The 26,500-nt window shown below is 69.7% G+C and carries 24 protein-coding genes; 15 read left to right on the top strand and 9 right to left on the bottom strand.

Annotated elements, in window-relative coordinates:
* The first annotated feature begins 16 nt into the window (after positions 1 to 16).
* The 7 genes from AB3X10_RS22540 to rpmG all read left to right on the top strand — a co-directional run bounded on the left by AB3X10_RS22540 (position 17) and on the right by rpmG (position 7,853).
* Positions 17 to 1,288, top strand: coding sequence for a TolC family protein (locus AB3X10_RS22540; RefSeq protein WP_369977712.1), 1,272 nt, complete (start codon positions 17 to 19; stop codon positions 1,286 to 1,288).
* Between the two features lie 398 nt (positions 1,289 to 1,686).
* Positions 1,687 to 2,958, top strand: a complete 1,272-nt coding sequence (locus tag AB3X10_RS22535; RefSeq protein ID WP_369977711.1) for an efflux RND transporter periplasmic adaptor subunit — start codon at positions 1,687 to 1,689, stop codon at positions 2,956 to 2,958.
* Positions 2,948 to 3,394: a hypothetical protein gene (locus AB3X10_RS22530; protein ID WP_369977709.1), complete on the top strand. Its 447-nt coding sequence runs from the start codon at positions 2,948 to 2,950 to the stop codon at positions 3,392 to 3,394. The genes AB3X10_RS22535 and AB3X10_RS22530 overlap by 11 nt, the downstream gene beginning before the upstream one ends.
* A complete protein-coding gene (locus tag AB3X10_RS22525) occupies positions 3,384 to 6,596 on the top strand; it encodes an efflux RND transporter permease subunit (RefSeq protein WP_369977707.1) in 3,213 nt (1,070 codons plus the stop codon). Before AB3X10_RS22530 ends, AB3X10_RS22525 begins: the two co-directional genes overlap by 11 nt.
* Before the next feature lie 3 nt (positions 6,597 to 6,599).
* Positions 6,600 to 7,265, top strand: a complete 666-nt coding sequence (locus AB3X10_RS22520) for a cation transporter (protein WP_369977706.1) — start codon at positions 6,600 to 6,602, stop codon at positions 7,263 to 7,265.
* 173 nt (positions 7,266 to 7,438) lie between these two features.
* Complete coding sequence (gene rpmB / locus AB3X10_RS22515) at positions 7,439 to 7,675, top strand: 50S ribosomal protein L28 (protein WP_145704052.1); 237 nt, start codon at positions 7,439 to 7,441, stop codon at positions 7,673 to 7,675.
* A 10-nt stretch (positions 7,676 to 7,685) separates the two neighbouring features.
* Entirely contained in the window at positions 7,686 to 7,853 is a 168-nt protein-coding gene (gene rpmG, locus AB3X10_RS22510; RefSeq protein WP_170867542.1) for a 50S ribosomal protein L33, read from the top strand.
* A 230-nt stretch (positions 7,854 to 8,083) separates the two neighbouring features.
* Here rpmG and AB3X10_RS22505 read toward each other — a convergent pair whose 3' ends face one another.
* From AB3X10_RS22505 to AB3X10_RS22480, 6 genes are all read right to left on the bottom strand, one after another.
* Positions 8,084 to 8,983, bottom strand: coding sequence for an amidohydrolase family protein (locus AB3X10_RS22505; RefSeq protein ID WP_369981966.1), 900 nt, complete (start codon positions 8,981 to 8,983; stop codon positions 8,084 to 8,086).
* Positions 8,983 to 10,005, bottom strand: coding sequence for an amidohydrolase family protein (locus AB3X10_RS22500; protein WP_369977704.1), 1,023 nt, complete (start codon positions 10,003 to 10,005; stop codon positions 8,983 to 8,985). Before AB3X10_RS22500 ends, AB3X10_RS22505 begins: the two co-directional genes overlap by 1 nt.
* Positions 10,006 to 10,033: 28 nt before the next feature.
* On the bottom strand, positions 10,034 to 11,356 hold the full coding sequence (locus AB3X10_RS22495; RefSeq protein ID WP_369977702.1) for a carbohydrate porin: 1,323 nt from the start codon (positions 11,354 to 11,356) through the stop codon (positions 10,034 to 10,036).
* 72 nt (positions 11,357 to 11,428) lie between these two features.
* Complete coding sequence (dctA, locus tag AB3X10_RS22490) at positions 11,429 to 12,745, bottom strand: C4-dicarboxylate transporter DctA (RefSeq protein WP_369977700.1); 1,317 nt, start codon at positions 12,743 to 12,745, stop codon at positions 11,429 to 11,431.
* A gap of 42 nt (positions 12,746 to 12,787) precedes the next feature.
* Positions 12,788 to 13,822: a 4-oxalomesaconate tautomerase gene (locus AB3X10_RS22485; RefSeq protein WP_369981964.1), complete on the bottom strand. Its 1,035-nt coding sequence runs from the start codon at positions 13,820 to 13,822 to the stop codon at positions 12,788 to 12,790.
* Positions 13,823 to 13,883: 61 nt separating this feature from the next.
* Complete coding sequence (locus AB3X10_RS22480; RefSeq protein ID WP_369977698.1) at positions 13,884 to 14,558, bottom strand: 4-carboxy-4-hydroxy-2-oxoadipate aldolase/oxaloacetate decarboxylase; 675 nt, start codon at positions 14,556 to 14,558, stop codon at positions 13,884 to 13,886.
* Positions 14,559 to 14,659: 101 nt separating this feature from the next.
* Between AB3X10_RS22480 and AB3X10_RS22475 the strand changes: the two genes are divergently transcribed.
* From AB3X10_RS22475 to AB3X10_RS22465, 3 genes are all read left to right on the top strand, one after another.
* On the top strand, positions 14,660 to 15,919 hold the full coding sequence (locus tag AB3X10_RS22475; RefSeq protein WP_369981962.1) for a LysR substrate-binding domain-containing protein: 1,260 nt from the start codon (positions 14,660 to 14,662) through the stop codon (positions 15,917 to 15,919).
* A gap of 60 nt (positions 15,920 to 15,979) precedes the next feature.
* Entirely contained in the window at positions 15,980 to 17,398 is a 1,419-nt protein-coding gene (gene cls, locus AB3X10_RS22470; protein WP_369977696.1) for a cardiolipin synthase, read from the top strand.
* Between the two features lie 115 nt (positions 17,399 to 17,513).
* Positions 17,514 to 18,941 (top strand): FAD/NAD(P)-binding protein, encoded by a 1,428-nt coding sequence (locus AB3X10_RS22465; protein WP_369977694.1) that lies wholly within the window; start codon positions 17,514 to 17,516, stop codon positions 18,939 to 18,941.
* Positions 18,942 to 19,021: 80 nt separating this feature from the next.
* Here the strand turns inward: AB3X10_RS22465 and AB3X10_RS22460 are convergent, their stop codons facing one another.
* Positions 19,022 to 19,921 carry an AraC family transcriptional regulator gene (locus AB3X10_RS22460; RefSeq protein WP_369977692.1) on the bottom strand — a complete coding sequence of 300 codons (900 nt, stop codon included), beginning with the start codon at positions 19,919 to 19,921 and terminating at the stop codon, positions 19,022 to 19,024.
* A gap of 154 nt (positions 19,922 to 20,075) precedes the next feature.
* On the opposite strand from AB3X10_RS22460, the gene AB3X10_RS22455 reads away from it, so the two are divergent.
* Complete coding sequence (locus tag AB3X10_RS22455; RefSeq protein ID WP_369977690.1) at positions 20,076 to 20,834, top strand: SDR family NAD(P)-dependent oxidoreductase; 759 nt, start codon at positions 20,076 to 20,078, stop codon at positions 20,832 to 20,834.
* A gap of 44 nt (positions 20,835 to 20,878) precedes the next feature.
* Complete coding sequence (locus AB3X10_RS22450; RefSeq protein WP_369977688.1) at positions 20,879 to 21,553, top strand: glutathione S-transferase family protein; 675 nt, start codon at positions 20,879 to 20,881, stop codon at positions 21,551 to 21,553.
* Here AB3X10_RS22450 and AB3X10_RS22445 read toward each other — a convergent pair.
* Complete coding sequence (locus tag AB3X10_RS22445) at positions 21,510 to 22,427, bottom strand: AraC family transcriptional regulator (RefSeq protein ID WP_369977687.1); 918 nt, start codon at positions 22,425 to 22,427, stop codon at positions 21,510 to 21,512. The genes AB3X10_RS22450 and AB3X10_RS22445 overlap by 44 nt on opposite strands.
* Before the next feature lie 157 nt (positions 22,428 to 22,584).
* Between AB3X10_RS22445 and AB3X10_RS22440 the strand changes: the two genes are divergently transcribed.
* From AB3X10_RS22440 to uvrD, 3 genes are all read left to right on the top strand, one after another.
* Positions 22,585 to 22,971 (top strand): limonene-1,2-epoxide hydrolase, encoded by a 387-nt coding sequence (locus tag AB3X10_RS22440; RefSeq protein ID WP_369977685.1) that lies wholly within the window; start codon positions 22,585 to 22,587, stop codon positions 22,969 to 22,971.
* Positions 22,972 to 23,483: 512 nt separating this feature from the next.
* Positions 23,484 to 23,702, top strand: coding sequence for a hypothetical protein (locus AB3X10_RS22435; RefSeq protein WP_369977683.1), 219 nt, complete (start codon positions 23,484 to 23,486; stop codon positions 23,700 to 23,702).
* A gap of 9 nt (positions 23,703 to 23,711) precedes the next feature.
* Positions 23,712 to 25,913, top strand: coding sequence for a DNA helicase II (gene uvrD / locus AB3X10_RS22430; RefSeq protein ID WP_369977681.1), 2,202 nt, complete (start codon positions 23,712 to 23,714; stop codon positions 25,911 to 25,913).
* A 32-nt stretch (positions 25,914 to 25,945) separates the two neighbouring features.
* On the opposite strand, the gene AB3X10_RS22425 is transcribed toward uvrD, so the two are convergent.
* A complete protein-coding gene (locus tag AB3X10_RS22425; protein WP_369977679.1) occupies positions 25,946 to 26,314 on the bottom strand; it encodes a hypothetical protein in 369 nt (122 codons plus the stop codon).
* Between the last annotated feature and the right edge of the window lie 186 nt (positions 26,315 to 26,500).

Genomic DNA, 26,500 nt, shown 5'->3' with positions numbered 1-26,500 from the left:
ACTCCGGAGACATCCCATGTGGTTGCGACTGGCGGCTGTTGCCGCCTTCGCGGTCGCGCCCTGCGCGTGGGCGCAGGCCGTGCCGCCCGATGCTGTGCTCACCCTGGACGACGCCTTCGCCCGCGTCGCCCGGACCCATCCCGACCTGCGCCTGGCCGACGGCCAGCAGCGTGTGCTCGCCGCCGAGGCCGAGCGCGACGCGCTGCGTCCGCCGTTGCGGCTGGGCGCCGAACTGGAGAACGCCTTCGGCAGCGGCGACGCGCGCGGCCTGGACCAGGCCGAACTGACCGTCACCCTGGCCGGCGTGCTCGAACGCGGCGGCAAGCTCGACGCGCGCAGGACCCTGGCCCAGGCGCGCATCGACGCGCTGGCGCCGCAGCGCGAACTGGCGCGGCTGGACCTGCTCGCCGAGGTCGCGCGCCGCTACCTGGCGATCGCCGCCGCCGCGCAGCGCCAGGCCATCGCCGCCGCCGACCAGGCGCAGCGCCAGCGCACCGTCGCCGCGGCGCGGCAGCGGCTGCAGGCCGGCGCCTCGCCCGAATCGGTGCTGCTGACCGCGCAGGCGTTGCAGGCGCGTGCGGAACTGGAGCGCGACCGCGCGCAACAGGAGCACGATGCCGCGCGCCGCCACCTGTCGGTGCTGTGGGGCGAGCGCGATCCGGGCTTCGCGCGGGTGGCCGGCGATCCGCTGGCGCTGCCGGCGGTGCCGGACTTCGCCGTGCTGGCCGGCGTGCTCGACGCCACCCCGGAACTGGCGCGCTTCGCCGGCGAGGCGCGCGTGCGCGAGGCGCGGTTACGCCTGGCACGCAGCCAGGCGCGGCCGGACCTGGACTGGCAGTTCGGCGTGCGCCGGCTGCAGGACGGCGACGCCACCGCCCTGGTCGCCGGGGTCTCGCTGCCGTTGGGCAGCGCGGCGCGCGCGCTGCCGGAGATCCGCGCCGCCGAGGCCGAGCGCGACCTGCTCGGCGTGGAGCGCGAGGCGCAGGCGCTGGCGCTGTATTCCACGCTCGCCGACGCGCATGGCCGCTACCGCGCGGCACAGCTGGAAGTGGCGCGCATGCGCGGCGACGTACTGCCGAAACTGGCGCGTGCCGAGGCCGCCGCCGAGCGCGCCTACCGCGGCGGCGCGATCAGCTATCTGGAGTGGGCGCAGCTGCAGGCGCAGCACGGCGATGCGCGGCGGCAACAGCTCGCCGCGGCGATCGAGGCGCAGACCGCGCTGATCGAGATCCAGCGCCTGACCGGGCAGCCGTTCGTGATCGCGCGCGCGGCGGAGGCGCCGCGATGAGCCGTTCGCTGCTTTTGCGCATCCGCAATGCGTTGCCGTCCGCCGCCGCACCGGTGCAGGGATGTCCATTGCCGTGGTTCGTGCAGCAGGCCAGCGGCAGCGTCGCACCTGCCTCGTGCCAGCGGTTGCCGATCGGCGCGACCATCTTCGCGTTAGCCGCACTGCGCCGCGCGCTGCGCCAGCGTCGCGCGCGGCATGCAGCGCTGGCGCTGTACGTGGCGCCGTCCGATTCCGGCCGTTGTGCGGGTACGGCGATCGCCAGCGCCGATCGCAAGGATCCGCCGCCTGCGATGCCGCCGCGCGAGCCGCGCCACGCGGCGCCGGCGAATGCCATCGCTTCCGACCCCCTTCTCCCGACGCCTGGCGCTCGCCGCCGGCGTCTTTCAGGACGCCCTACGATGAAACTCGAATCCGCTGCGCTGATCGCGCCGCTATTGCTTGGGCTGCTGCTCGGCGGCTGCTCCAGCGCCGGTGACGACACCGGCCACGACGCAACCGACGCGCACGGCGCCGCCGGCGAGGCCCATGCCGAGGAAGCGCGCAAGGGCGCGCACGGCGGCCGCCTGCTCGAGCAGGACGGCGCCGCGGTCGAACTGGCGATCGCCGAGGACGGCACGCCGCCGACCTACCAGGCCTGGCTGTACCGCGACGGCAAGCCGTTGCCGCCCGGCGCCGGCAGCGTCGAGGTGCAGCTCAAGCGCCTGGGCGGCGCGACCGAGACGCACCGCCTGCGCGCGCGCGACGACGGCAGCCTGCTGGCCGACAGCGTGGTGCGCGAGCCGCATTCCTTCGACGTGGAGGTGCGCGCCACGGTGCAGGGCAGGCCGCTGCGCTGGACCTATCCCAGCTACGAGGGCCGCACCCGGATCGCGGCCGCGATCGCCGCCGATGCCGGTATCCGCGTGGCGCCGGTCGGCCCCGGCAGCATCGCCGACGAGCACGAGGTGCAGGGCCTGCTGACCCCGGCCGAAGGCGCCCAGGCGCAGGCCACCGCGCGCTTCCCCGGCCCGGTGCGCAGCCTGCGCGCCAATGTCGGCGACCGCGTGCGCGCCGGGCAGGCGCTGGCCACGGTGGAGAGCAACCTCAGCCTGACGACGTACACCGTCGTCGCGCCGATCGCCGGCACCGTGCTGGCGCGCAACGCCAGCCTGGGCAGCAATGCCGGCGAGGGCCAGGCGCTGTTCGAGATCGCCGACCTGTCCACGCTGTGGGTGGACCTACACATCTTCGGCGCCGATGCCGGGCACATCGCCGCCGGCGCACCGGTGACGGTGACCCGGATCAGCGACGGCACCGTCGCGCAGACCACGCTGGAGCGCGTGCTGCCGGGCACCGCCACCGCCAGCCAGAGCACGGTGGCGCGCGCGCTGCTGCGCAACGCGGACGGTTTGTGGCGGCCGGGTTCGGCGGTGAAGGCGCGGGTGACGGTGGCGCAGCAGCCGGCCGAGCTGGTGGTGCCGGCGTCCGCCCTGCAGACCTTCCGCGACTGGGACGTGGTGTTCGTGCGGGTGGGCGATACCTACGAGGCGCGGCCGCTGCAGCTGGGCGCGCGCGATGCGCGGCAGGTGCAGGTGCTGTCCGGGCTGACGGCCGGCGACGAGGTGGTGGTGGAGCAGAGCTACCTGGTCAAGGCGGACATCGAGAAGTCGGGGGCGTCGCATGAGCATTGATCGCTTGTCCTGGTTTTCGATGGCTTCTTTTTCCACGTCGTGCGTGGTGCTTGGTTTTCCGTTACTTGAAATGGGGGCGGAAGGGACCGGGCTTCGGCAACAAGAACAACAGCTTTCTCGCCCTTGCGGGCGCGAGTCACTTTTCTTTGCTTGTGCAAAGAAAAGCAACCAAAAGAAAGCACACCCTGCGGTGTGCCCGCGCTACGCGCGGGTACGCGCAGGCACGAGGCATTTTTCGAAGGCACATCCATGTGCCTGCGAAAAACGGCGCGCATCCTGCGCGCCGCCCTTCGGGTTTTTGCCTCGTGCCTGCGCCACACCGAAGGGGCCCGGCAAGGCAGAAGCAAAAAGCAACAGCCAAGGCAACACCGTCACCGGCATGACGGTTCCAAAGGCAGCGTCCTCGACCAACGGAGGCCGCCATCATGCTCGCTAAGCTGATCCGTTTCGCCATCGCGCAGCGCTGGCTGATGCTGGCGCTGACCGGGGTACTGATCGCGATCGGCGCGTGGAGTTTCTCGCGGCTGCCGATCGACGCCACGCCGGACATCACCAACGTGCAGGTGCAGGTCAACACCGCCGCGCCGGGCTATTCGCCGCTGGAGGCCGAGCAGCGCGTCACCTTCCCGCTGGAGACGGTGCTGGCCGGCTTGCCCGGGCTCGAATCCACGCGCTCGCTGTCGCGCTACGGGCTGTCGCAGGTCACCGCGGTGTTCGCCGACGGCACCGACCTGTATTTCGCCCGGCAGCAGGTGGCCGAGCGACTGCAGCAGGTGAAGTCGCAACTGCCGCCGGCGCTGGAACCGCAGCTGGGGCCGATCGCCACCGGCCTGGGCGAAATCTTCATGTACACGGTCGAGGCCAAGCCCAACGCGCGCAAGCCCGACGGCACGGCATGGACCGCCACCGACCTGCGCACGCTGCAGGACTGGGTGGTGCGGCCGCAGCTGCGCAACGTGCCCGGCGTCACCGAGGTCAACACCATCGGCGGCTATGCGCGGCAGATCCACATCACCCCGGATCCGGCGCGGCTGGTCGCGCTCGGGTTCACCCTGGACGACGTGGCGCGCGCGGTCGAGGCCAACAACCGCAACGTCGGCGCCGGCTACATCGAGCGCAACGGCCAGCAGTTCCTGGTGCGGGTGCCGGGGCAGGTCGGCGGCATCGCCGAGATCGGCGCGATCGTGCTGGACCGGCGCGAAGGCGTGCCGATCCGGGTGCGCGACGTGGCCGAGGTCGGCGAGGGACCGGAGCTGCGCACCGGCGCCGCCACCCAGGACGGCAGCGAGGTGGTGCTGGGCACGGTGTTCATGCTGGTCGGCGCCAACAGCCGCGCGGTGGCGCAGGCCTCGGCGGCCAGGCTCGAGCAGGCCAACCGCAGCCTGCCGCCGGGCGTGCAGGCGGTGCCGGTGTACGACCGCACCGCGCTGGTGGACCGCACCATCGCCACCGTGGCCAAGAACCTGGTCGAGGGCGCGCTGCTGGTCATCGCGGTGCTGTTCCTGTTGCTGGGCAATTTCCGCGCGGCGCTGATCACCGCGGCGGTGATCCCGCTGGCGATGCTGTTCACCCTCACCGGCATGGTCCGCGGCGGCGTGTCCGGCAACCTGATGAGCCTGGGCGCGCTGGATTTCGGCCTGATCGTCGATGGCGCGGTGATCATCGTGGAGAACTGCCTGAGCCGCTTCGGCCAGGCGCAGCAGCGCCTGGGCCGGGTGCTCAGCGCCGCCGAGCGCTTCGAGCTGACCGCGCAGGCCACCGTCGAGGTGATCCGCCCCAGCCTGTTCGGCGTGGGCATCATCGCCGCGGTGTACCTGCCGGTGTTCGCGCTGACCGGCATCGAAGGCAAGATGTTCCACCCGATGGCGATCACCGTGGTGCTGGCGCTGACCGGGGCGATGCTGCTGTCGCTGACGTTCGTGCCGGCGGCGATCGCGCTGACCCTGGGTGGCAAGGTGGCCGAGCACGAGAACCGCGCGATGCGCTGGGCGCGGCAGGCGTATGCGCCGCTGCTGGACGGCGCGCTGCGCCATGCGCGCTGGATCGGCGCCGGCGCGCTGGCGCTGGTGCTGCTGTGCGGCGTGCTGGCCACGCGGCTGGGCACCGAGTTCATTCCCAACCTCGACGAAGGCGACATCGCCCTGCACGCGCTGCGCATCCCCGGCACCAGCCTGGAACAGGCGATCGTCATGCAGTCCACGCTGGAGCGGCGGATCAAGCAGTTCCCGGAAGTGGCGCACGTGTTCGGCAAGCTCGGCACCGCCGAGGTCGCCACCGACCCGATGCCGCCGTCGGTGGCCGACACCTTCCTGATCATGAAGCCGCGCGCGCAATGGCCCGATCCGCGCAAGCCCAAGGCGCAGTTGCTGGCCGAGATCGAGGCGGCGGTGCAGCAGCTGCCCGGCAACAACTACGAGTTCACCCAGCCGATCCAGATGCGCATGAACGAGCTGATCTCCGGGGTGCGCGCGGACGTGGCGATCAAGCTCTACGGCGACGACCTGGACACGCTGGTGCAGGTCGGGCGGCGCATCGAGGAGGTGGCCAGGAGCGTGCCCGGCGCGGCCGACGTCAAGCTCGAGCAGGCCACCGGCCTGCCGATGCTGACCGTGGTGCCGGACCGCACCGCGCTGGCCGGCTATGGGCTCAATCCCGGCGTGGTGCAGGACACGGTGGCGGCCGCGGTCGGCGGGCAGGACGCCGGGCAACTGTTCGAGGGCGACCGCCGCTTCGCCATCGTGGTGCGCCTGCCGGAGGCGCTGCGCCGGGACCCGGCGGCACTGGCCGATCTGCCGATCCCCTTGCGCGGCGACGGCGAGCGTGGCGATGCCGACGAATCCAGCCGCGCCCCCGGCTGGCGCAGCGGCGCGCCGATCACCGTGCCGCTGCGCGAGGTGGCGAAAGTCGAAACGGTGCTGGGGCCGAACCAGATCAACCGCGAGGACGGCAAGCGCCGCATCGTGGTCACCGCCAACGTGCGCGACCGCGACCTCGGCGGTTTCGTCGCCGAGCTGCAGCGCCGCGTCGGCGCCGAGGTGGAACTGCCCAGCGGCTACTGGATCGGCTACGGCGGCACCTTCGAGCAACTGATCTCGGCCGGGCAGCGCCTGGCCTGGGTGGTGCCGGCCACGCTGCTGCTGATCTTCGCCCTGCTGTACTGGTCGTTCGGCTCGCTGCGCGATGCGGCGATCGTGTTCAGCGGCGTGCCGCTGGCGCTGACCGGCGGCGTGGTCGCGCTGGCGCTGCGCGGCATCCCGCTGTCGATCTCCGCCGGCGTCGGCTTCATCGCGCTGTCCGGGGTGGCGGTGTTGAACGGGCTGGTGATGATCGCCTTCGTGCGCAAGCTGCGCGAGGACGGCCTGCCGCTGGCGCAGGCCTTGCGCGAAGGCGCCCTGGCGCGGCTGCGGCCGGTGCTGATGACCGCGCTGGTGGCGGCGCTGGGCTTCGTGCCGATGGCATTCAACGTCGGTGCCGGCGCGGAGGTGCAGCGGCCGCTGGCCACGGTGGTGATCGGCGGCATCGTCTCCTCCACGCTGCTGACCCTGCTGGTGCTGCCGGTGCTGTACCGCTGGCTGCACCGGCGCGACAATGCCGCAGCGGCGCCCGCAGCGGTGGCCGCCCCGACCCTTGCGAGGTGATCCATGGCCGACAGTTGCTGCGGGTGCGGCAAGACCCTGGATGTGGCGGCGCTGCAGGCCCGCCAGCGGCGGGTGCTGTGGTGGGTGCTGGCGATCAACGCCGGCACCTTCGCGATGCTGCTGGGCAGCGCCTGGCACAGCGGCTCGGCCTCGCTGCTGTCCGGCAGCCTGGACAACCTCGGCGACGCGCTGACCTATGCGCTGAGCCTGGCCGTGGTCGGCGCCAGCCTGGCGGCGAAGGCGCGGGTGGCGCTGCTCAAGGCCGCGCTGATCCTGGCCGCGGCGCTGGCGGTGGCCGCCGGCATCGGCTGGAAGCTGCTGCACCCGCAGCTGCCGCTGTTCGAGAGCATGGGCGTGGCCGCGGCGCTGAATTTGGCCGCCAACCTGCTGTGCCTGCGCCTGCTGTGGCCGTACCGCCGCGGCGACATCAACCTGGCCTCGGCCTGGGCGTGCTCGCTCAACGACGTCTACGAGGGCGGCGCGGTGATCGTGGCCAGCGTCGCGGTCTGGGCGTTCGGCGCCGGCTGGCCGGACCTGCTGATCGCCGCGGCGTTGCTGCTGCTGTTCCTGCGCTCGGCCTGGCAGGTGGCGCGGCGCGCCTGGGCGGAACTGCGCCTGGCCCGCGCGCTGCCGGTAAGTGCTTGCGACACAAGGGAAAGCCGTGCATAATGCGCGGCTCGCTGTGCCCGGCTCCGGTCGGAACGGCGGCCGGATACGCGATCTCCGGCCGGCCTCTTCCAGCGTAACCGCTTGATTTCCCACGTCGCGTGGCGGCCCGCAAGGCTGCCGGGGCCGCCGTCTCCCAGGCTATGGGCGACTCAAACTATCTATCGAGGTGCGTAATGTCCCGCGTATGCCAAGTGTCCGGCAAGCGTGTGCAGACGGGTAACAACGTCTCCCACGCCAACAACAGAACCCGTCGCCGCTTCCTGCCCAACCTGCACGAGCGCCGCTTCTGGGTCGCCAGCGAGAACCGCTGGGTCAAGCTGAAGGTTTCCGCGCACGCGCTGCGCACCATCGACAAGAACGGCATCGACGCCGTTCTGGCTGAGCTGCGCGCGCGCGGCGAAAAGGTCTGAGGAGTAAGCAATCATGGCAGGCAAGCGTGACAAGATCCGTATGATTTCCTCGGCCGCCACCGGCCACTTCTACACCACGGACAAGAACAAGAAGAACACTCCGGGGAAGATGGAAATGATGAAGTACGACCCGGTCGTGCGTAAGCACGTGCTGTACAAGGAAGGCAAGATCAAGTGATCGACTGATCGCTGGATCGCCTTTCGAGGTCGACACGGAACCCGCCGCAAGGCGGGTTTCGTCTTTGTGGTGTGCGGCCTCGCTGCGATCGGCTCAGGCAGCTTCGCCCGCTGCGGTCGGGCCAGCCCATCCGCTGCGGCGTGCCGATCCGACCCGGCGACGCCGGTTATGAAGCCGGGGCCGCGAATGGCCGCTCGGCTTCCGCCGATCCCCAATCCCCAATCCCGGCCTCACCAATACAACCGCATCGGATTGTCCACCAGCAGCTTGCGCTGCAGTTCGGCGGTCGGCGCGATGCGGGGGATGAAGTCGACCAGCGCGCCGTCGTCGGGCATGTGCTGTTTCATGTTCGGGTGCGGCCAGTCGGTGCCCCATAGCACGCGCTCGGGGAAGCGCTCGACCAGGTGCTTGGCGAACGGCACCACGTCGTCGTAGCCGGGCGGGCCGCAACGCGACAGCCGCTCCGGGCAGCTGACCTTGCTCCAGATGTTGTCGTGCTCGGCCAGCAGGCGTACGAAGCGCTGGAATTCCGGCCCGTCCACCGGTTTGGTCACATCCGGCCGGCCCATGTGGTCGACCACCACCGTGGTCGGCAGCGAGGTGAAGAAATCCCAGCGCTCCTGCAGGTCGGCCGCCTCGAAATACACCACCACCTGCCAGCCCAGCGCGGCGATGCGGTCGATGATGCGGCGGTAGTAGGCGTCGGGCTTGGGATCGACCAGGCGGCGCACGAAATTGAAGCGCACCCCGCGTACGCCGGCATCGTGCAGTTCCCGCAGTTCCGCGTCGCCCACGCTGTCGCGCACCGTGGCGATGCCGCGCGCCCGCGCGCCGGCGGCGCGCAGCGCATCGACCAGGGCGCGGTTGTCGGCGCCGTGGCAGGTGGCCTGCACGATCACGTTGCGTTCGAAGCCGAGGAAATCGCGCAGCGCGAACAGCCGCTCCTTGCCGGCGTCGCAGGGCGTGTACTTGCGCTCGGGCGCATACGGGAACACCGCGCCCGGGCCGAACACGTGGCAGTGCGCGTCCACCGCGCCCGGCGGCGGCACGAAGCGCGGCTTGCTCGGGGCCGGGTCGAAATCCAGCCAGTCGGCATCCTTGCGGAACGTGTTCGTCGCCAGCGTCCCCATCACACCCCCCTCGCCTTCAGTTGCGCATCCAGGCGCGGGTACACGCGCCGCGCGTTGCCTTCGAACACCTTGCGCTTGTCGGCGTCGGATATCGCCAGCGCGTCGATGTAGCGCTTGGTGTCGTCGAAATGGTGGCCGGTCTGCGGATCGATGCCGCGCACCGCGCCCACCATCTCCGAGCCGAACAGGATGTTGTCGATGTCGATCACCTCGAACAGCAGGTCGATGCCGGGCTGATGATAGACGCAGGTGTCGAAGAACACGTTCTTCATCACGTGCTCGGCCAACGGCGGCTTGCCGAGCATGTCGGCCAGGCCGCGGAAGCGGCCCCAGTGGTAGGGCACCGCGCCGCCGCCGTGGGGGATGACGAAGCGCAGCTCCGGGAAGTCGCGGAACAGGTCGCCCTGCAGGAACTGCATGAACGCGGTGGTGTCGGCGTTGAGGTAGTGCGCGCCGGTGGCGTGGAAGTTGGCGTTGCAGCTGCCGGACACGTGCACCATCGCCGGCACGTCGAGTTCGACCATCTTCTCGAAGAACGGGTACCAGGCCTTGTCGGTCAGCGGCAGGCCGGTCCAGTGGCCGCCGGACGGATCCGGGTTGAGGTTGCAGCCGACGAAGCCGAGCTGGTTCACGCAGCGCTCCAGCTCGGCGATCGAATGCGCGATCGGCACGTGCGGCGACTGCGGCAGCTGGCACACGCCGATGAAGCTGTCCGGGTACAGTTGCACCACGCGCGCGATCAGGTCGTTGCAGCGCCGGGTCCAGGCCTGGCTCACCGCCTCGTCGCCGATGTGGTGGGCCATGGTGCTGGCACGCGGCGAGAAGATGGTCATGTCGGCGCCGCGTTCGCGCAGCAGCCGCAGTTGGTGTTGCTCGACGCTGTCGCGGATCGCGTCGTCGGAGATATGCGGATAGTCCGGCGCGGGCTGTGCGGGGTCGTCGAAATGCGCGACCTGCGCCTTGCGGAAGGCGTCGTGCGCGGCCGGCGCGGTGGTGTAGTGGCCGTGGCAGTCGATGATCATGGGAAGCCTCGGTGGGGGAGGGAAGGAGTCACCAGCCGAACAGCTGGGCGAAATGCACGTCCACGCGCAGTCCCAGGACCAGCGCATCGGGGATGTCGGTGATGCGGGTGGGGGCGTAGATCGGATCGGGATTGATCACGTACTGCAGGTTGGGCGTCAGCACGATGCCGGGCCGCAGCGCGTAGCCGTAGCTGATCTCGCCCAGGATCTCGTCGTTGTGCGGCGTGCCGCTGCCGCCGTGGCGGATGCGGCGGTCGCGCAGGTAGGCCATCTGCTCGGGATCGAAGTGGGTGTCGGAGACGAACAGCGCGAACGTGTCCTGGTCGCGGCCGGCGAAGGTGCCGGTCTTCACCAGCCCGGCGGCGGCGAAGTACTGCACCGCGGCGACGTTGCCGGTGTTGACGAAGTAGCGCCCGAACAGCGCCAGGTTGCGCTTGCCCGCGCCGCGCCACACGGTCTGGTCGGCCATCGCGTAGGCGCCGGTGCGGGCGCCGTCCAGGCTGGCGAAGGCCTTGCCGGTGAGTCCGGCGGAGTTGCCGTTGACGTCGAAGTACGGGCTCTTGCCGCCGTCGCTGTTGCGATAGGCGCCGATGCGGACGGTGCGCGGCAGGCGTGCGTCGGCGGAGCTGCTCTGGTAGCCGATCTCGCCGGCGCTGAGGGTGCCGGTGCCTTGCCCCAGGGAGAAGTCCAGGCCGTTCTTGCCGGCGGCATTGAGCGCGTTGTCGTAGTCGAACACGCCGGCCTGCGCGTACCAGCGCGCATCGAAGTCGTAACGCAGCATCGCCGCCCACGATGCGTTGGGGTAGGCGGTGATGCCGATGTCGGTGATCGGGCCGAACGGAGTCAGGCAGATCGCGTTGCTCATGAATACGCAGTTGAGCGGCGAGCTATTGAAATAGCTGTTCAGCGGCGCGCGGCCGACGATGACGCTCAGGCCGTTGTCGAAGCGGTGCTTGACGGTGAGCCGGGTCAGGCGCCCGCCGGCGACCGGTCGCCAGGTCTGCTGCACGCTGATCGAGCTGCCGATCTCCTCGCGCGCCAGGTTGTCGCCGGCCAACCACGCGGCCTGCACGTCGACCTCGGTGTTGCGCACGCCGAACAGCGTGTCCAGGTCGAACCTGGACTGGGCCATGAACCAGTACGAGGCGGCGGTGCCCTGCTCGACGCCGCCGACGGGATTGCCGGCCACGTTGCCGACGAAGTCGAAGCTCAGGTCGACGCCGTCGGGCGCCTTGCCGGCCTTGGCGGTGGGCGTGGCGGACGGCGCGGACTGCGCCAGCGCCGGTGCGATGGCGCCGCTGGCGAGTCCGCCCAGCAGCAGGGCCAGCATGGAAGGGGTGGTGCGGGACACAGAGCCTCCTGTCCGGCCTCGCGGCCGGAACGGCGATGTCGGATGGCGCCCCGGCGCCGCCGGGGCAGGCGATCAGGGGTGCGTGGCGGCGACCGGGTGGCGGCGGCGCAGCGCGCGGTTGCCGACGTGCTCGGCGAGCACGGCGTGGTCGAGCTTGCCTTCCCACTTGGCGATCACGATGGTGGCCACCGAGTTGCCGACCAGATTCACGAAGGTCAGGCCCTCGGCCAGGATGCGGTGGATGCCCAGGATCAGCGCGATGCTCGCCACCGGGATGGTGCCGGTGGTGGACAGCGTCGCCGCCAGCACCACGAACGCCGCCCCGGCCACGCCGGCCGCGCCCTTGGAGGTGAGCAGCAGCACCGCGATCAGGCCCAGTTCGTGCCAGACGGTCAGTGGCGTATTGGTGGCCTGCGCCAGGAACACCGCCACCGTGGTCAGGTACAGGCAGGTGCCGTCGAGGTTGAACGAATAGCCGGCGGGGATCACGAAGCCGACCACGCCCTCCTCGCAGCCGAGCTTCTTCATCTTCTCGATCAGCCGCGGCAGCACCGTCTCGGTGGAGGTGGTGGCGGCGACGATGACGATCTCGTCGCGGATGTACACCAGCAGCCGCCACAGGCTGACCCCGCACCACCAGCACACCGCGCCGAGCACGACCACGGTGAACAGCGCGCAGACCATGAAGAACTCGATGATCAGTTCGCCCAGCGCCATCAGCGAGTCGGCGCCGAACTGGCCGACGGTGAAGGCGATCGCGCCGAACGCGCCGATCGGGGCGAAGTACATGACGTAGCCGATGACCCGGAACAGCGTCTGCGAGGTGCCTTCGATCACCCGCATCACCGGCTCGCCGCGCTCGCCGATCGCCGCCAGGCCGACCCCGAACAGCACCGACACGAACAGCACCTGCAACACGTGCGCCTCGGTGAAGGCGCTGACCAGCGTGGTCGGGATGATGTTCATCAGGTAGGCGCTGACCGACTGGTCGTGCGCGGTATTGACGTAGTTCTTGATGCTGTTGCCGTCCAGGCTGGCCGGGTCGATGTTCATGCCGGCGCCGGGCTGCCACAGGTCGACCGCGACCAGGCCGACGATCAGCGCCAGGATGGTGATCGCCTCGAAGTAGATCAGCGATTTCAGCGCAAGCCGGCCCACGCTGCGCATGTCGCGCATGCCGGCGATGCCGTGCACCACGGTGACGAAGATGATCGGCCCGATCATCATCCGGATCAGCTTGATGAAGGCGTCGCCGAAGGGTTTCATCGCGGTGCCGGTCTCCGGCGCCAGCCAGCCCAGCAGCACGCCGATCAGCGTGCCGACCAGCACCTGGAACCAGAGTTGTCCGAAGATTCCGAAGCGGCGCGGCCGCTTCTCCACAACTGTCATAACTACCCTCCCAGGCAATTGATGGTGTACGCCGGCGCCGGTTCAGTCGAACAGGTGGCCGTCGAAGAGCTTGCGTGCGGTACGCAGGACCGCGGCGCGGACCACTGCGCCGTGCGCATCGAGATCGATCACGCAGCCGGTGGCGCCGCTGGGGTGTTCGACCTGCAGGTGTTGGCTGCGCCCGCCCGGCAGCCGCGCCAGCGCGTGCGCCGGCGATTGCGGCAGCAGGCAGGCGGTGGCGACGCTGACCGCGCCGAGCACGCCGATCGAGGCGTGGCAGCGGTGCGGGATGAACGAGCGGACGCAGATCGTGCCGCCATCGCGCGGCGCGGCGACCAGCATCATCTTCGGCACGGTCTGCTCGGCGACCTCGCCCAGGCGCATGCGCGGTCCGGCCTGCAGGCGGATCGCCTCCAGCCGCGCCTTCAGCGCGGTATCGGCGTCGAGCGTGTCGCGGTCCTCGTAGCCGCCAATGCCCACGTCGCTCGCGCGCAACACCACGCACGGCATGCCATTGTCGATCAGGGTCACCGCGATGCCGTCGATCTCGTCCACCGGTTTGCCGCTGGGCAGCAGCGCGCCGCAGGACGAGCCGGCGATGTCGGCGAACGCCAGCGGGATCGGCGCGGCGCTGCCGGGCACGCCATCGATGCGCGCATCGCCGGCGTAGCGGACGCGCCCGCCCGGCGTGGGCACGGTGGCGGTGGCGAGCTTGCCGGTGTTGCGCATGAAGATGCGCACGTCGGTCCGCTCGCCGCTGGCGGCGACCAGGCCGCGCTCGAGCGCGAACGGGCCGACCGCGGCCAGCATGTTGCCGCAGTTCTGCGCATCGCTGACCAGTGCCTGGTCGACATGGACCTGCAGGAACAGATAATCGACGTCGGCATCGTCGCGGCTGGAGCGCGACACCACCGCGACCTTGGAGGTCAGCGGATCGGCGCCGCCCATGCCGTCGATCTGGCGCGGGTCCGGCGAGCCGTAGGCGCGCAGCAGGAAGGCATCGCGCGCGGCGCGATCGGCCGGCAATTCGTCGGCCAGGAAGAACCCGCCCTTGGAGGTGCCGCCGCGCATCCACATCGCGCGCACGCCGTGCCCTGGCCGGTCTTGCGGGTGCGCCGGCGTCGCGGCGCGTGCCGGATCATCCGACATAGGTCAGGCCCTTGGCGGCCAGGCGCTCGCGCATGGCATAGATGTCCAGGCCGAGCTCGCCATTGGCCAGGCGCTCACGCTTGGCCTGTTCGCGCAGCTCGCGCGCCTGCGCCTCGGCCAGCACCCGCGCGGCATCGGCGCGCGGCACCACGCAGACCCCGTCGTCATCGGCCACCACCACGTCGCCTGGCTGGACCAGCGCGCCGGCGCACAGCAGCGGCAGGTTGACCGAGCCCAGCGTCTCCTTGACCGTGCCCTGCGCGCAGATCGCGCGGCTCCAGACCGGGAAGCGCATCGTGGTGAGGTCGCGCACGTCGCGCACCCCGGCATCGATGACCAGGCCACGGCAGCCGCGCGCCTGCGCGGAGGTGGCGAGCAGGTCGCCGAAGTAGCCGTCGCAGCAGTCGCTGGTCGGCGCCACCACCAGCACGTCGCCGTCGCGCAGCTGCTCGATCGCCACGTGCATCATCCAGTTGTCGCCCGGCGGCACCGACACGGTGACCGCGCTGCCGGCGATGCGCGCGCCGGCGTAGACGGGGCGCAGCCGGTGGTGCAGCAGGCCGCTGCGGCCCTGCGCCTCGTGCACGGTGGCGACGCCGGCCTGGGCCAGGCCATGGATCAGTGCCGGCGCGGTGCGCTCGATCTGGGTGACGACCTTGGACATCCATTCATCCTTCGTAAGGGATGGCGAAGTCTGTGTGCGCAACCTCGAATAGCTCAAGATCGTTTTGCGGCATGGCCATTGGTTTTGGTTATAGTTTGGATGTGGAAGCGACGCCCGAACTCAACCTGCGGCACCTGCACGCGCTGGCGGTGGTGCGCCACGTCGGCGGCATCAGCGCGGCCGCGCCGCTGCTCAATCTCTCGCAGCCGGCGTTGACCCAGGCCATCGCGCGGCTGGAGGGCCAGTTCGGCCTGGCCCTGTTCGACCGCCAGCCCGGCGGCATGGCCGCCACCGAGGCCGCGCAGTTGCTGGTGCCGCGGATCGAGCGCGCGCTGGGCTACATCGCCCGCGGCGTGCAATTGGCCAGGCGTTCGCAGCGCTTGCCGGCGATCGCGGCGGTGGAACGGCGGGTGAGCCTGGGCCAATTGCGCGCGCTGGCCGCGGTCGATACCGCCGGCAGCTATTCGCTGGCGGCGGAGCGCTCGGGCGTGTCGCAGCCGGCGATCTACCGCGCGGTGCACGAGCTGTCCGCGTCGATCGAAGTGCCGTTGACGGTGCGCCGCGGCAGGACCGTGCAGCCGACCCCGGCGGCCACGCGCATGCTGCGGCTGGTGCGGCTGGCGCTGTCGGAACTGGGCGCCGGCCTGGAGGAGCTGGCCGGGCTGCGTTCCAAGGATGCCGGCCGGGTCACCCTCGGCGCGATGCCGCTGGCGCGCGCGATCCTGCTGCCGCAGGTGCTGGCGCGCTTCGCGCGCGCGCACCCCGGCGCCACCGTCAACGTCGTCGAGGGCCCGTACGCGGAGCTGCTCGGGCACCTGCGCGAAGGCGGCCTGGACCTGCTGATCGGCGCGCTGCGCGACCGGTTGCCGGTGCGCGACGTGGTGCAGGAAGGCCTGTTCGACGACGACCCGGTCATCGTCGGCCGTGCCGGGCATCCGCTGGCCGGGCGCGATTTCGGCTTCGCGCGGCTGCTCGAGTTCCCGTGGGTGGTGGCCGCCACCGGCGCCCCGGTACGCGCGCGCTGGGAGCGCATGTTCCGCGAGCAGGCGCTGGAACCGCCGCGCTTGCGCATCGAGTGCGGCTCGGTGCTGATCATCCGCGGCCTGTTGCTGGAGGACGACTGGCTGACGCTGATGTCGCGCGACCAGTTCCTGGTCGAGCGCCGCGCCGGCTTGCTGTGCGAGATCGGCACGGCGGGCCCGAGCGTGCGCCGCCGGATCGGCATGACCACGCGCGCCGACTGGCATCCGACGCGGCTGCAATCCGCGTTCGTGGCCACCTTCCGCGCGGTGTGCGCCGAACGCGAGGCGTCGCCGGCGCTGGCCGCGTGGCCGTTCCGGCATCCGGCCGCGTCGCGCTGAGACGCTTGCGTTTGCCGCCGCAGCCCGCAGAATCGGGCGACTTGGTTGCGAAGGGTCGCGATGCTGCCGTTCTGGTTGGAAGGCACCTGGCTGCTGGCGCTGGACTGGCTGATCCGGCTGGTGGCGTTGCTGTGGATCCCCGCGCGCACCACGCCCGGTGCCGCGCGCAGCTGGCTGCTGCTGGTGGGCTTCGTGCCGGTGCTGGGGCTGCCGCTGTACCTGCTGCTCGGCCACCCGTGGCTGTCGCGCGAGCGCGTGCAGCGCCAGGCGCAGGCCTCGCAGGTGATCCGCGAGCAGCAATTGCCGCTGACCGCGCTGCGCTGGATCCCGCCGGCCGATACCTCGATCGCCGAGGTGGTGCCGCTGATCGAGCGCCAGGGCGATTTCATGCCGACCCACGGCAACACGGTGGAACTGCTCGACCGCTACGCGGTCTCGCTGCAGGCGTTGATCGACGACATCGACGCGGCGCTGGAGCGCGTGCACCTGCTGTACTACCTGATGTTCGACGACGCGGTCGGCGATGCGGTGGTGGCCGCGCTGCTGCGCGCCGCCGCGCGCGGCGTGCGCTGCCGGTTGATGCTCGACGCGCGCGGCGGCCGGCGCGGGCTGCGCCGTTATCGCAAGCGCCTGCGCGCGGCCGGCATCGAGGTGCAGGCGTTGCTGCCGGGCGGGCTGCGCTGGCGCCGCAGCGGGCGCATGGACCTGCGCAACCACCGCAAGATCGCGGTGATCGACAACCGCGTCGGCTACATCGGCTCGCAGAACCTGGCCGCGGCCGAGTTCGTGCGCGGCCATCCCAACCGCGAGCTGGTGGCGCGGGTGCAGGGGCCGGTGGTCGCGCACCTGGAGGCGGTGTTCGCCAGCGACTGGTTCATCGAGACCGGGCAGCGCCTGCGCGTGGCCGAGGTCACCGCGGTGCACGGCGCCGACACCGCCATGCAGCTGCTGCCCAGCGGCCCGGCGTATCCGTTCGAGAACGCGCGCGATGCGGTCAATGCGCTGATCCACCTGGCGCGGCGGCGGATCGTGATGGTGACGCCGTACTTCGTGCCCGACGAGGCCACGCTGAGCGCGCTGCGCATCGCCGCGCTGTCCGGGGTGGACGTGCAGCTGATCCTGTCGGAGAGCAGCAACCAGCGGCTCACCGCCTGGGCGCAGGAGGCCTACTACGACGAACTGCTGCGCAGCGGGGTCAAGATCGCGCTGTACCGGCCGTGCTTCCTGCACGCCAAGCACCTGAGCGTGGACGAGGGCATCGCCCTGGTCGGCTCGATCAACCTGGACATCCGCTCGTTCGCGCTGAACGCCGAGATCGGCGTGCTGTGCTACAGCGCCGAGGTGGTGCAGCGGCTGCGCGCGGTGGAGGCCGACTACCTGGCCGATGCGCGCACGCTGTCGCTGGAGGCGTGGCGCAAGCGGCCGGCGTGGCGGCGCAGCCGCGAAGGCATTGCCCGCCTGGCCGACGCGCTGATGTGAGAACGCGTGGACATGACAGCATGATGTCGCTGCCATGCGCGCTGTTCGCCACCACATGAGCGATGGTTCTTAGCCATCGGCGGAGCCGGCGGGGGCATCCCTTACAATCGCCGGCATGAGCGAACTCCTGCCCACTGCATCCGATGGCGACTGCGACTGCGATATCGCCATCGTCGGCGGCGGCGCGGCCGGCACCCTGGTCGCGCTGCAGCTGCTGCGGCAGGCCACGCGCCCCTTGCGGCTGCAGCTGATCGAGCCGCAGGCCGCGCTGGCGCAGGGCGTGGCCTATGCGACGCCGTGCGCGGAGCACCTGCTGAACGTGCCGGCCGGGCGCATGAGCGCCTTCGCCGAGCTGCCCGACGACTTCCTCGACTGGCTGCAGCAGCAGGCGCTGTATCCGGCGTTGGAGCGCGCCGCGCTGGCGCAGGCCTACGTGCAGCGCCGCCACTACGCCGACTACCTGCGCGCGCGCCTGGCGCAGGCGCAGGCCGCCAGCCCGGCGCAGCTGCAGTGGCGACAGCAGCGGGTGCTGGCGCTGGACCCGGATGCGCGCGGCCAGGCGCTGCGGTTGCAGGACGGCGCGACGCTGCGCGCGCAGGCGACGGTGCTGGCGCTGGGCAACAGCCTGCGTCCGCTGCCGGCGCGCGGCGCGCCCAGCCTGCCCGCGCACGTGCGCGTGGATGCCTGGGACTACGCACGGCTGCGCGCGATCCCGCGCGAGTCCACGGTGTGCATCGTCGGCGCCGGCCTGAGCATGGCCGACAGCGTGCTGACCCTGCTCGCCAATGCGCACCGCGGCCCGGTGCACGTGATCTCGCGACACGCGGTGCTGCCGCTGCCGCATGCCGAGCATGTCGGCAATGCCGCGGCCGAGTTCGATCCGCAGCCATTGCTGGCGCTGCCGTTGCGCCAGCGCCTGCGCGCGCTGCGCCGGCATGCGGCCACCGCGCAGGCGCACGGCCTGCCCTGGCAAAGCGTGATGGAGCGGGTGCGGCCGCTGGGCCAGGCGCTGTGGCAATCGCTGTCGGCCAGCGAACAGCGGCGCTTCCTGCGCCATGCCGCGCGCTACTGGGACGTGCACCGGCACCGCATCGCCGCGCCGGTGTTCGCGCAGCTGCAGGCGATGCGCCGGGTTGGCCAGCTGCGCGTGCACCGCGCGCGGCTGGACACGGTGTTCCCGGTCGGCGCCTGCGTGCAGGTCAACGCGGTCGGTCCCGATGGCCTGGCGCTGCAACTGGACGCCCATTACCTGGTCAACGCCACCGGCGTGGAGCTGCGCGCGCAGACCATGCGCAACCCGCTGCTGCACCAACTGCTGGGCTGCGGCCACGCCGCGCCCGGCCCGCACGGCATCGGCGTGGCCACCGCCGCCGATGGCGCGCTGCTCGACGCCGACGGCCAGGCCGATCCGCGCCTGCGCGTGCTCGGCAGCCTGCGCATCGGCAGCCTGTGGGAAAGCCTGGCGATCCCGGAATTGCGGGTGCAGGCGCAGCAGCAGGCGCAGGCCGTGCTGTGCGCATTGCTGCCGGCGAGCGCCGCATAAAACGCACTGCAATCGCGTCATTCGCAGGATTCGCAGGAGCCGGCCCGGCGTCTTGCAGATCGGCCTGCAGCCGCAAACGTCTAAGGCCCTGGCGGTTGCTCAATCGCTTGCCGCATCTCCCGCACATGCCGCGCGGGCGGCGCGCCAAACTGCCGAAGGTACTCGCGGCTGAATTGGGAGGCGCTTTCGTATCCGACCGCGAACGCCGCATCCGACGCGCTGTGGCCGCCCGCCAGCAACAGCTGGCGGGCCTCCTGCAATCTGAGCTGCTTTTGATACTGAAGCGGGCTGAGGCCGGTGATCGCCAGGAAATGGCGATGCAAGCTTGCGCGGCTCATCCCGCTGGCATCGCAAAGGGTACCGATGCGAAGCTGCGCGCCGCGGTTGTCCCTGATCAACGCGATAGCGCGCCGAACGCGGTCCAAGGCACCTTCAGGCCGTGCGATCTGACGCAGCAATCGCCCCTGGGGGCCTTGCAGCAAACGGTAGAGCAACTCGCGCTCGATCAGCGGGCTGAGCGTGGGAATATCCGCGGGGTTGTCGAGCAACGACAGCAACCGGAGCAAGGTATCGCGAAGCGGAGCGCTCATTGGATTGACCGCGATGCCCATGCCTTTCTGATCGCTCTCGCGGATCGGGGGCATGCCCGCAGCCAGCTCCGCCAACAGCGCCGGCTCCAGGACGAGTGAGACCGCGACGTAGGGACGGTCCTTGCCGGCATCCAGGATTTGCCCGATCAGCGGCAGGTCGAGAGCGCTGATGAAATACTGCGCGCTGTCGTAACTCAGGCGGGTGTCGCCGACCGCAACGCGCTTGGACCCTTGCAGGATGAAGCAGATCATCGAGCGATAAAGGCAAGGCGTCTTGTCGGCGGAGCCTTGTCCTGCAAACAGGTCGAGGCGGGGGATCGGCGTCTCCGTCGAACCCGTCGCGGCGTGGCGCAGCACAATGTCCAGATGCGGCGCGAGATCGTTCGTCATCGCTGCAGTGTGCCACTCCGTCGCGCAAAAGCAAAAACACGATTGAGACGATCAGGTAAGAAATTGAGCCGATCGAACTGGTTCCCGCCCCGGCGTTTGCCTACCTTGGATTGGACAAGGCGCCCGAGGGCGCGACCATCCGAGAAAGGCCGCCATGACCCACCCTATTGCACTCATCACCGGCGCGAGCCGCGGCCTTGGCCGCAACATGGCGCTTCATCTGGCCAGGCGCGGGGTCCACATCATCGGCACCTACCGCAATGGCGCGGCCGAGGCCAACGCCTTGCGTCAGGACGTTGAGGCGCTGGGCGGCAAGGCGTCGATGCTGGCGCTCGATGTGACCGACACGGCGAGCTTCCCGGCGTTCGCTGAGGCCGTCGACGAGACGCTCAGGTCGCATTTCCACCGGGATCGTTTCGACTATCTGGTCAACAACGCTGGCAACGGACTGTTCTCGAACTTTGTCGATGCGACCGAGGAGCAGTTTGCTTCCCTGGTTTCCACCCACCTGCAGGGCCCGATTTTCCTGACGCAGAAGCTCCTGCCGCTGATCGCCGATGGCGGTCGGATCCTCAACGTCTCGTCCGGCTTCGTGCGCTTCACCTTGCCGGGCTATAGCCTGTACGCAGCCATGAAGGCGGCGGTCGAGGTGCTTTCGCGCTACCTGGCGGTCGAGCTGGGTGCGCGCAGGATTCGCGTCAACGCCATCGCGCCGGGCGCCATCGCAACCGATTTTGGCGGTGGCGCAGTGCGCGACAACGAGGGGGTGAATGCGTACGTGGCGCAGGGCATCGCGCTGGGGCGCGTCGGCCTGCCGGACGACGTGGGCGGCGCCGTCGCCGCGATCCTGTCCGACGACATGGCCTGGGCCAATGGCACCACATTCGATATCTCGGGAGGACAATTGCTGTAGACCAGGCAAGCGCTCCCCGGATTGTCAATTCTCGAGAAAACAGCATGACGACCAGCACGCTCACGCTCATCAGCCATCCGCTTTGCCCGTTCGTCCAGCGTGCGGCCATTGTTCTCCTGGAGAAAAACGTCGCCTTCGAAAGAATCAACGTCGATCTTGCCGATAAACCGGACTGGTTCCTGGCACTTTCACCGACAGGCAAGGTGCCCTTGCTGAAGGTGGAGCGGGCTGGCGAAGAAGATGCGGTCCTGTTCGAGAGCATGGTGATTTGCGAGTATCTCGAAGAGACGCAGGACGGTGGCAAGCTCTACTCGGAGAATGCGCTGTCGCGTGCCCACCAGCGCGCGTGGATCGAGTACGGCACGGCGACCCTGGCCGACGCGTGGCAATTCCTCAATGCCAAGGATCGCGCGACGGCAGACGCCAGGCGTGCCGCCCTTCGCGGCCGGCTCGAGAAGCTCGAAGGCACAATGGAACAGGGGCCCTACTTCTCCGGATCTGGGTTCAGCATGGTCGATGCGGTCTTCGCGCCTGTGTTCCGGTACTTCGGCCTCATCGACCCGACCGTGACGCAGCCGATCTTTCATGGCCTGCCACGCGTGTCCCAGTGGCGTGAGTCATTGGCATCACGAGACAGCGTCGCCGCGGCCGTGGGCCAGGATTACGCAGACCGTTTCAGACAGCATCTGACCGAGCACCAAGCGCTCTTGGCAGATTGACGCGGCCCAAGTCTGCCTTCGCTTTCACGATGTCTCGACCCGGCGGCGCTCCGAAAAGGCGTTTGTATTCGCGGCTGAACTGCGAGGCGCTTTCGTAGCCGACCGCGAACGCCACCTCGGCTGCGCCCGCTTGGTTCGCCATCATGCGACGGCGGGCCTCGTGGAGTCGGACATATTTCTGATACTGGAGCGGGCTGACGGCGGCGACGGCCTTAAAGCGGCTGTAAAAAACGGATACGCTCATGCCCGCCAGCGCAGCGACCGCCTTGAAATCGAGGCGCTCGGTGTAATGGTCGCGGATCCAGGCCATGGCCTGCCGGATGTGCGACAGGCGCGAGTCAGATCCGGCAATCTGACGGAGCAGGCCGCCATGCGGTCCCATCAGCAGCCGAAACATGAGCTCGTGCTGCAAAGGCTGCGCCATTACCGCAATCTCGGCGGGGCGATCGAGCAACTCCAGCAGCCTTCGCCAGGCGCCCAGCAGCGACGCGCTCGCGGTGCTGACGCCGTAGCCTGACGCGATCGGCAACTCTGGTATTGCGGCCATTTCGAGTATGAGGTTCGACAGCAGGATCGGGTCCAGATACAGACCGACGGCGAGGAACGGCCGATCCTCCGACGCCTCACAAATCTGGCCCAGCGCAGCGATCTCAGCGGCGACGATCATGCTCTGGCCAGGGCCGTACTCGAACATCTGGTCGCCGATGAACATGCGCTGGGTTCCCTGTATCACCAGGGACGCCGCGGGATCGTAGATCAGCGGGTCGACCTCGGTCGTATGGTCGAGGGAGTAGGCGAACAGCCTCGGCAGTTGAAGGCTCCGACGCCCAGCGTGTCGCAGCGCCATCTCGCGGATTTCGTCGAGTTCGCCCATCGAGGCATCCAGTAGCGATTGCCCAAGAGTATCGAGCCTCCAGGAGAATCAGGCAAGTTTGGCGGCAGATCAGACATTGTGGCGATGCGACGCCATGCTTAGCGTAGGGCACAGCGAGGCCATTGAGGCCTATCGCATCTTCCGAAGAGGAATCGCCATGCCCACGCCAACCGAGACTGTCTCGGCTTTTTGTGCAACGTTCTTTGAGGACGGCGGAAGGCCAGCGGTCCGCCGCTGGTTCACACCCGACACGCGCTGGGTCAACGAAGGCGTTTCAGTCACCAGGGGCATCGAGGAGGCGATTGCCATGATCGACGAACTGGAGACATCGATGGGCATTTCCACGGTCCATATCGACATGCTCGCCATTGCCGCCGACGGATCTCGGGTTCTGACCGAACGGCTCGACCGGTTCGAGCGTGCCGACGGCAGTGAAATCGGACGCGTGATGATCATGGGCATCTTCGAGCTCCAGGACGACAAGATTGTCGAGTGGCGGGACTATTTCGACGTCAACGCTCTCCAGAAATTCGCCATCGGCTGAGACGTCGGATCCGAGCGATGCGCTGGATGCGCAGACGAGTGTTGCGCACTCAGCGCAACGCACCCAAGGTGAACTCGAGACGCGGCGGTGCGCCGGGCGGGAGAGATGGATCGCCACTTCGAACATCGACGGAAATCGAGGCCGCGCTGGCTGAACCAGATGACGTCGGAGCAAGATGCCGGCGGCCATGCCGGTTCCTTCGGTACCACGCTGACCGACAGCGCACTCATCACCCTCCCGCGGCAGCGCGGTACCGGCGCCGGTCGACAGCAGGGCCGGCAACGCCTGCGCCGGCGGGCGCTCGGCCAGTACAACCCGGCGGCGGCCAACGCCAGCCCGTTCGCGGCCGGCCGGCCCGGAGCGATGCGCGGCAGCCCCGCCCGGCATCACTGGCATCATCGGCGTCCGTGCCAACAGCGCCAACCAAGGTCGGCCGGGCCGCGCCGGCGTGCTGCCTGTCCCCCAGGCCAGTCGCGCGCGCGATCGATGATGGGGAGTGGACAGGCTGGGCGTTGGCCGACGGCCGCCTGTACCGGCGGCTCCATCGGCGTCTGGGCGGCAGTGGCCGGTTCTTCGTGCTGTGGGCGTCCAGCCGGCAGTTGCCCGAAGCTGTGCGCTTTCGGGGATTTCGCCGCCGAACGGCCGTTGCCGACGCCGTGAACATGGCGCAATCGCCGTTTTTCGCGTCGGCGTCGCGCCTGTCGCAGGCGATGCGCCGCCGCAACCGGTAAAATACCCGGGTGGATGTCTCCCATTTGCTCGATGATCTGAACCCCGCCCAGCGCGAGGCCGTCTCCGCACCGTCCGGCCATTACCTGGTCCTGGCCGGCGCCGGGTCCGGCAAGACGCGCGTGCTCACCCACCGCATCGCCTGGCTCAACGAAGTCCACGGCGTGCCGGTGCACGGCATCTTCGCGGTCACCTTCACCAACAAGGCGGCCGGCGAGATGCGCCACCGCACCGACCTGCAGTTGCGCAACGGCAGCCGCGGCATGTGGATCGGCACCTTCCACGGCCTGGCGCACCGCCTGCTGCGGCTGCACTGGCAGGATGCCAGGCTGCCGGAGAGCTTCCAGGTGCTGGATTCGGACGACCAGCTGCGGCTGGTCAAGCGCGTCGTGCAGCAGCTGGAGCTGGACGAGGGCAAGTTCCCGCCCAAGCAGATCGTGTGGTGGATCAACCAGCAGAAGGACGAGGGCCGGCGTGCGCAGCACATCCAGCCCGAGCCGCGCGACGAGTGGACCACCACCTTGCGCAGCGCCTACGCGCTGTACCAGGAGCGCTGCGACCGCGCCGGCCTGGTCGATTTCGCCGAGTTGTTGCTGCGCGCGCACGAACTGCTGCGCGACAACCCGGCGCTGCTGGCGCACTACCGCAGCCGCTTCGGCGAGATCCTGGTCGACGAGTTCCAGGACACCAACGCGATCCAGTACGCGTTCGTGCGCGTGCTCGCCGGCGACAGCGGCCGCGTGTTCGTGGTCGGCGACGACGACCAGGCGATCTACGGCTGGCGCGGCGCCAAGGTCGAGAACGTGCAGCGCTTCCTGAAGGATTTCCCGAACGCGCAGACCATCCGCCTGGAACAGAACTACCGCTCCAGCGCCAACATCCTCAACGCCGCCAACGCGGTGATCGCCCACAACCCGGACCGCATCGGCAAGCAGCTGTGGACCGATTCGGGCGACGGCGACCCGATCGACCTGTACGCGGCCTACAACGAGATCGACGAGGCGCGCTACGTGGTCGAGCGCGTGCGCCAGTGGGTGCGCGACGGCGGCAGCTACAGCGAGGCGGCGGTGCTCTACCGCAGCAACGCGCAGTCGCGCGCGTTCGAAGAATCGCTGATCGCCGAGCAGGTGCCGTACCGCGTCTACGGCGGCATGCGCTTCTTCGAGCGCGCCGAAATCAAGGACACCCTGGCCTACCTGCGGCTGGTCGCCAACCGCGCCGACGATGCGGCGTTCGAGCGCGCGGTGAACACGCCCACGCGCGGCATCGGCGATCGCACCCTGGACGAGGTGCGGCGCCTGGCGCGCGCGCAGGCGCTGTCGTTGTGGGCCGCCGCGCAGCAGGCGGCGCAAGCGGGCGGCGACCTGGCCGCGCGCGCGCGCAACGCCCTGGCGCAGTTCCTGGGGCTGATCGAGCAATTGTCCGCCGAAGTGGCCGACCTGCCGCTGCCCGAGCAGATCGACCAGGTGCTGGCGCGCTCGGCGCTGCGCGAGCACTGGAGCAAGGAAAGCCGCGGCGGGCTGGATTCGGAATCGCGCACCGACAACCTCGACGAGCTGGTCTCGGTCGCCTCGCGCTTCGTGCGCGCCGACAACGACGCCGACGCCGACGAAGGCCGCCAGGCGATGACCGAGCTGGTCGCGTTCCTGTCCTACGCCTCGCTGGAGGCCGGCGAAGGCCAGGCCCAGGCCGGCGAGGACGGCGTGCAGCTGATGACCCTGCACTCGGCCAAGGGCCTGGAGTTCCCGCTGGTGTTCCTGGCCGGCATGGAAGACGGCCTGTTCCCCAGCGCGCGTTCGCTGGAAGAGAGCGGGCGCCTGGAGGAAGAGCGGCGCCTGGCCTACGTCGGCATCACCCGCGCGCGGCACAAGCTGGTGCTCAGCTATGCCGAGTCGCGGCGCATCCACGGCCAGGACAACTACAACGTGCCCTCGCGCTTCCTGCGCGAGATCCCGCGCGAGCTGCTGCACGAAGTGCGGCCGAAGGTGCAGGTCTCGCGCAGCGCCTCGCTGGGCGCGCCGCGCAATCTCGGCCACAGCGTCATCGAAGCCCCGGCGATCAGGCTCGGCGCCAACGTGCAGCACCCCAAGTTCGGCGGCGGCGTGGTCGTCGACTACGAAGGCAATGGCGCGCACGCGCGCGTGCAGGTGCAGTTCGACGAGGTCGGCGCGAAGTGGCTGGTGATGGCGTACGCGAATCTGACGGTGATCTGACGGAGCCGGCAGCGGCGTTGCCGAAGCCGCGTTCAGCGCGTGCGCGTGTTGGCAACGCAGATGCTGCTGGTGTCAGCGTCGCTCGTCTGGGCGCAGAGTGTCGAGCAGCGCTTGCTGGGCACGGACCAGGCGTCGGCGATGCGCTCGCATTGCGCGACGGCCTGCAGCAGATCGCTCGCACCATGCCACCCGCATCCCATTGTCGGTGGCCCGACACGGTAAGTCGCGATCGCGTTGTCGCCCGCCACCAGGATCGCTAGCTGGTCCTGTGCTTCCCGAAAGAAGGAATCGGCTTGTCGCTGGGACACGCAACGCAGTTCCAGCGCCGTGATGCCGGCTCTATAAGGAAGGATGCGAAGCGCATCTTTTCGGTAGTCGATCTGGACCGCGCCACGATCCACGCAGGTCGTCTTCGCGCCATGCGGGATCGGCGAAACCAGGAGACGGTCTTCTTCCCGTGTCGCAGACGAATAGGAAAGCCCGGTCCAGACCCGGGCCCTGATCGGTACCCGACGCCGGGAGCGGCGGTGTCGGCGAACCGCATGCGCATAGCGCGCTCACCAATACGATCGCGATCGACACCTGCC

Source organism: Xanthomonas sp. DAR 80977 (assembly GCF_041240605.1).
Classification (GTDB): domain Bacteria; phylum Pseudomonadota; class Gammaproteobacteria; order Xanthomonadales; family Xanthomonadaceae; genus Xanthomonas_A; species Xanthomonas_A bundabergensis.
Note: the sequence above shows the minus strand (reverse complement) of the source record. Positions and strands in the feature narration are given on the sequence as shown.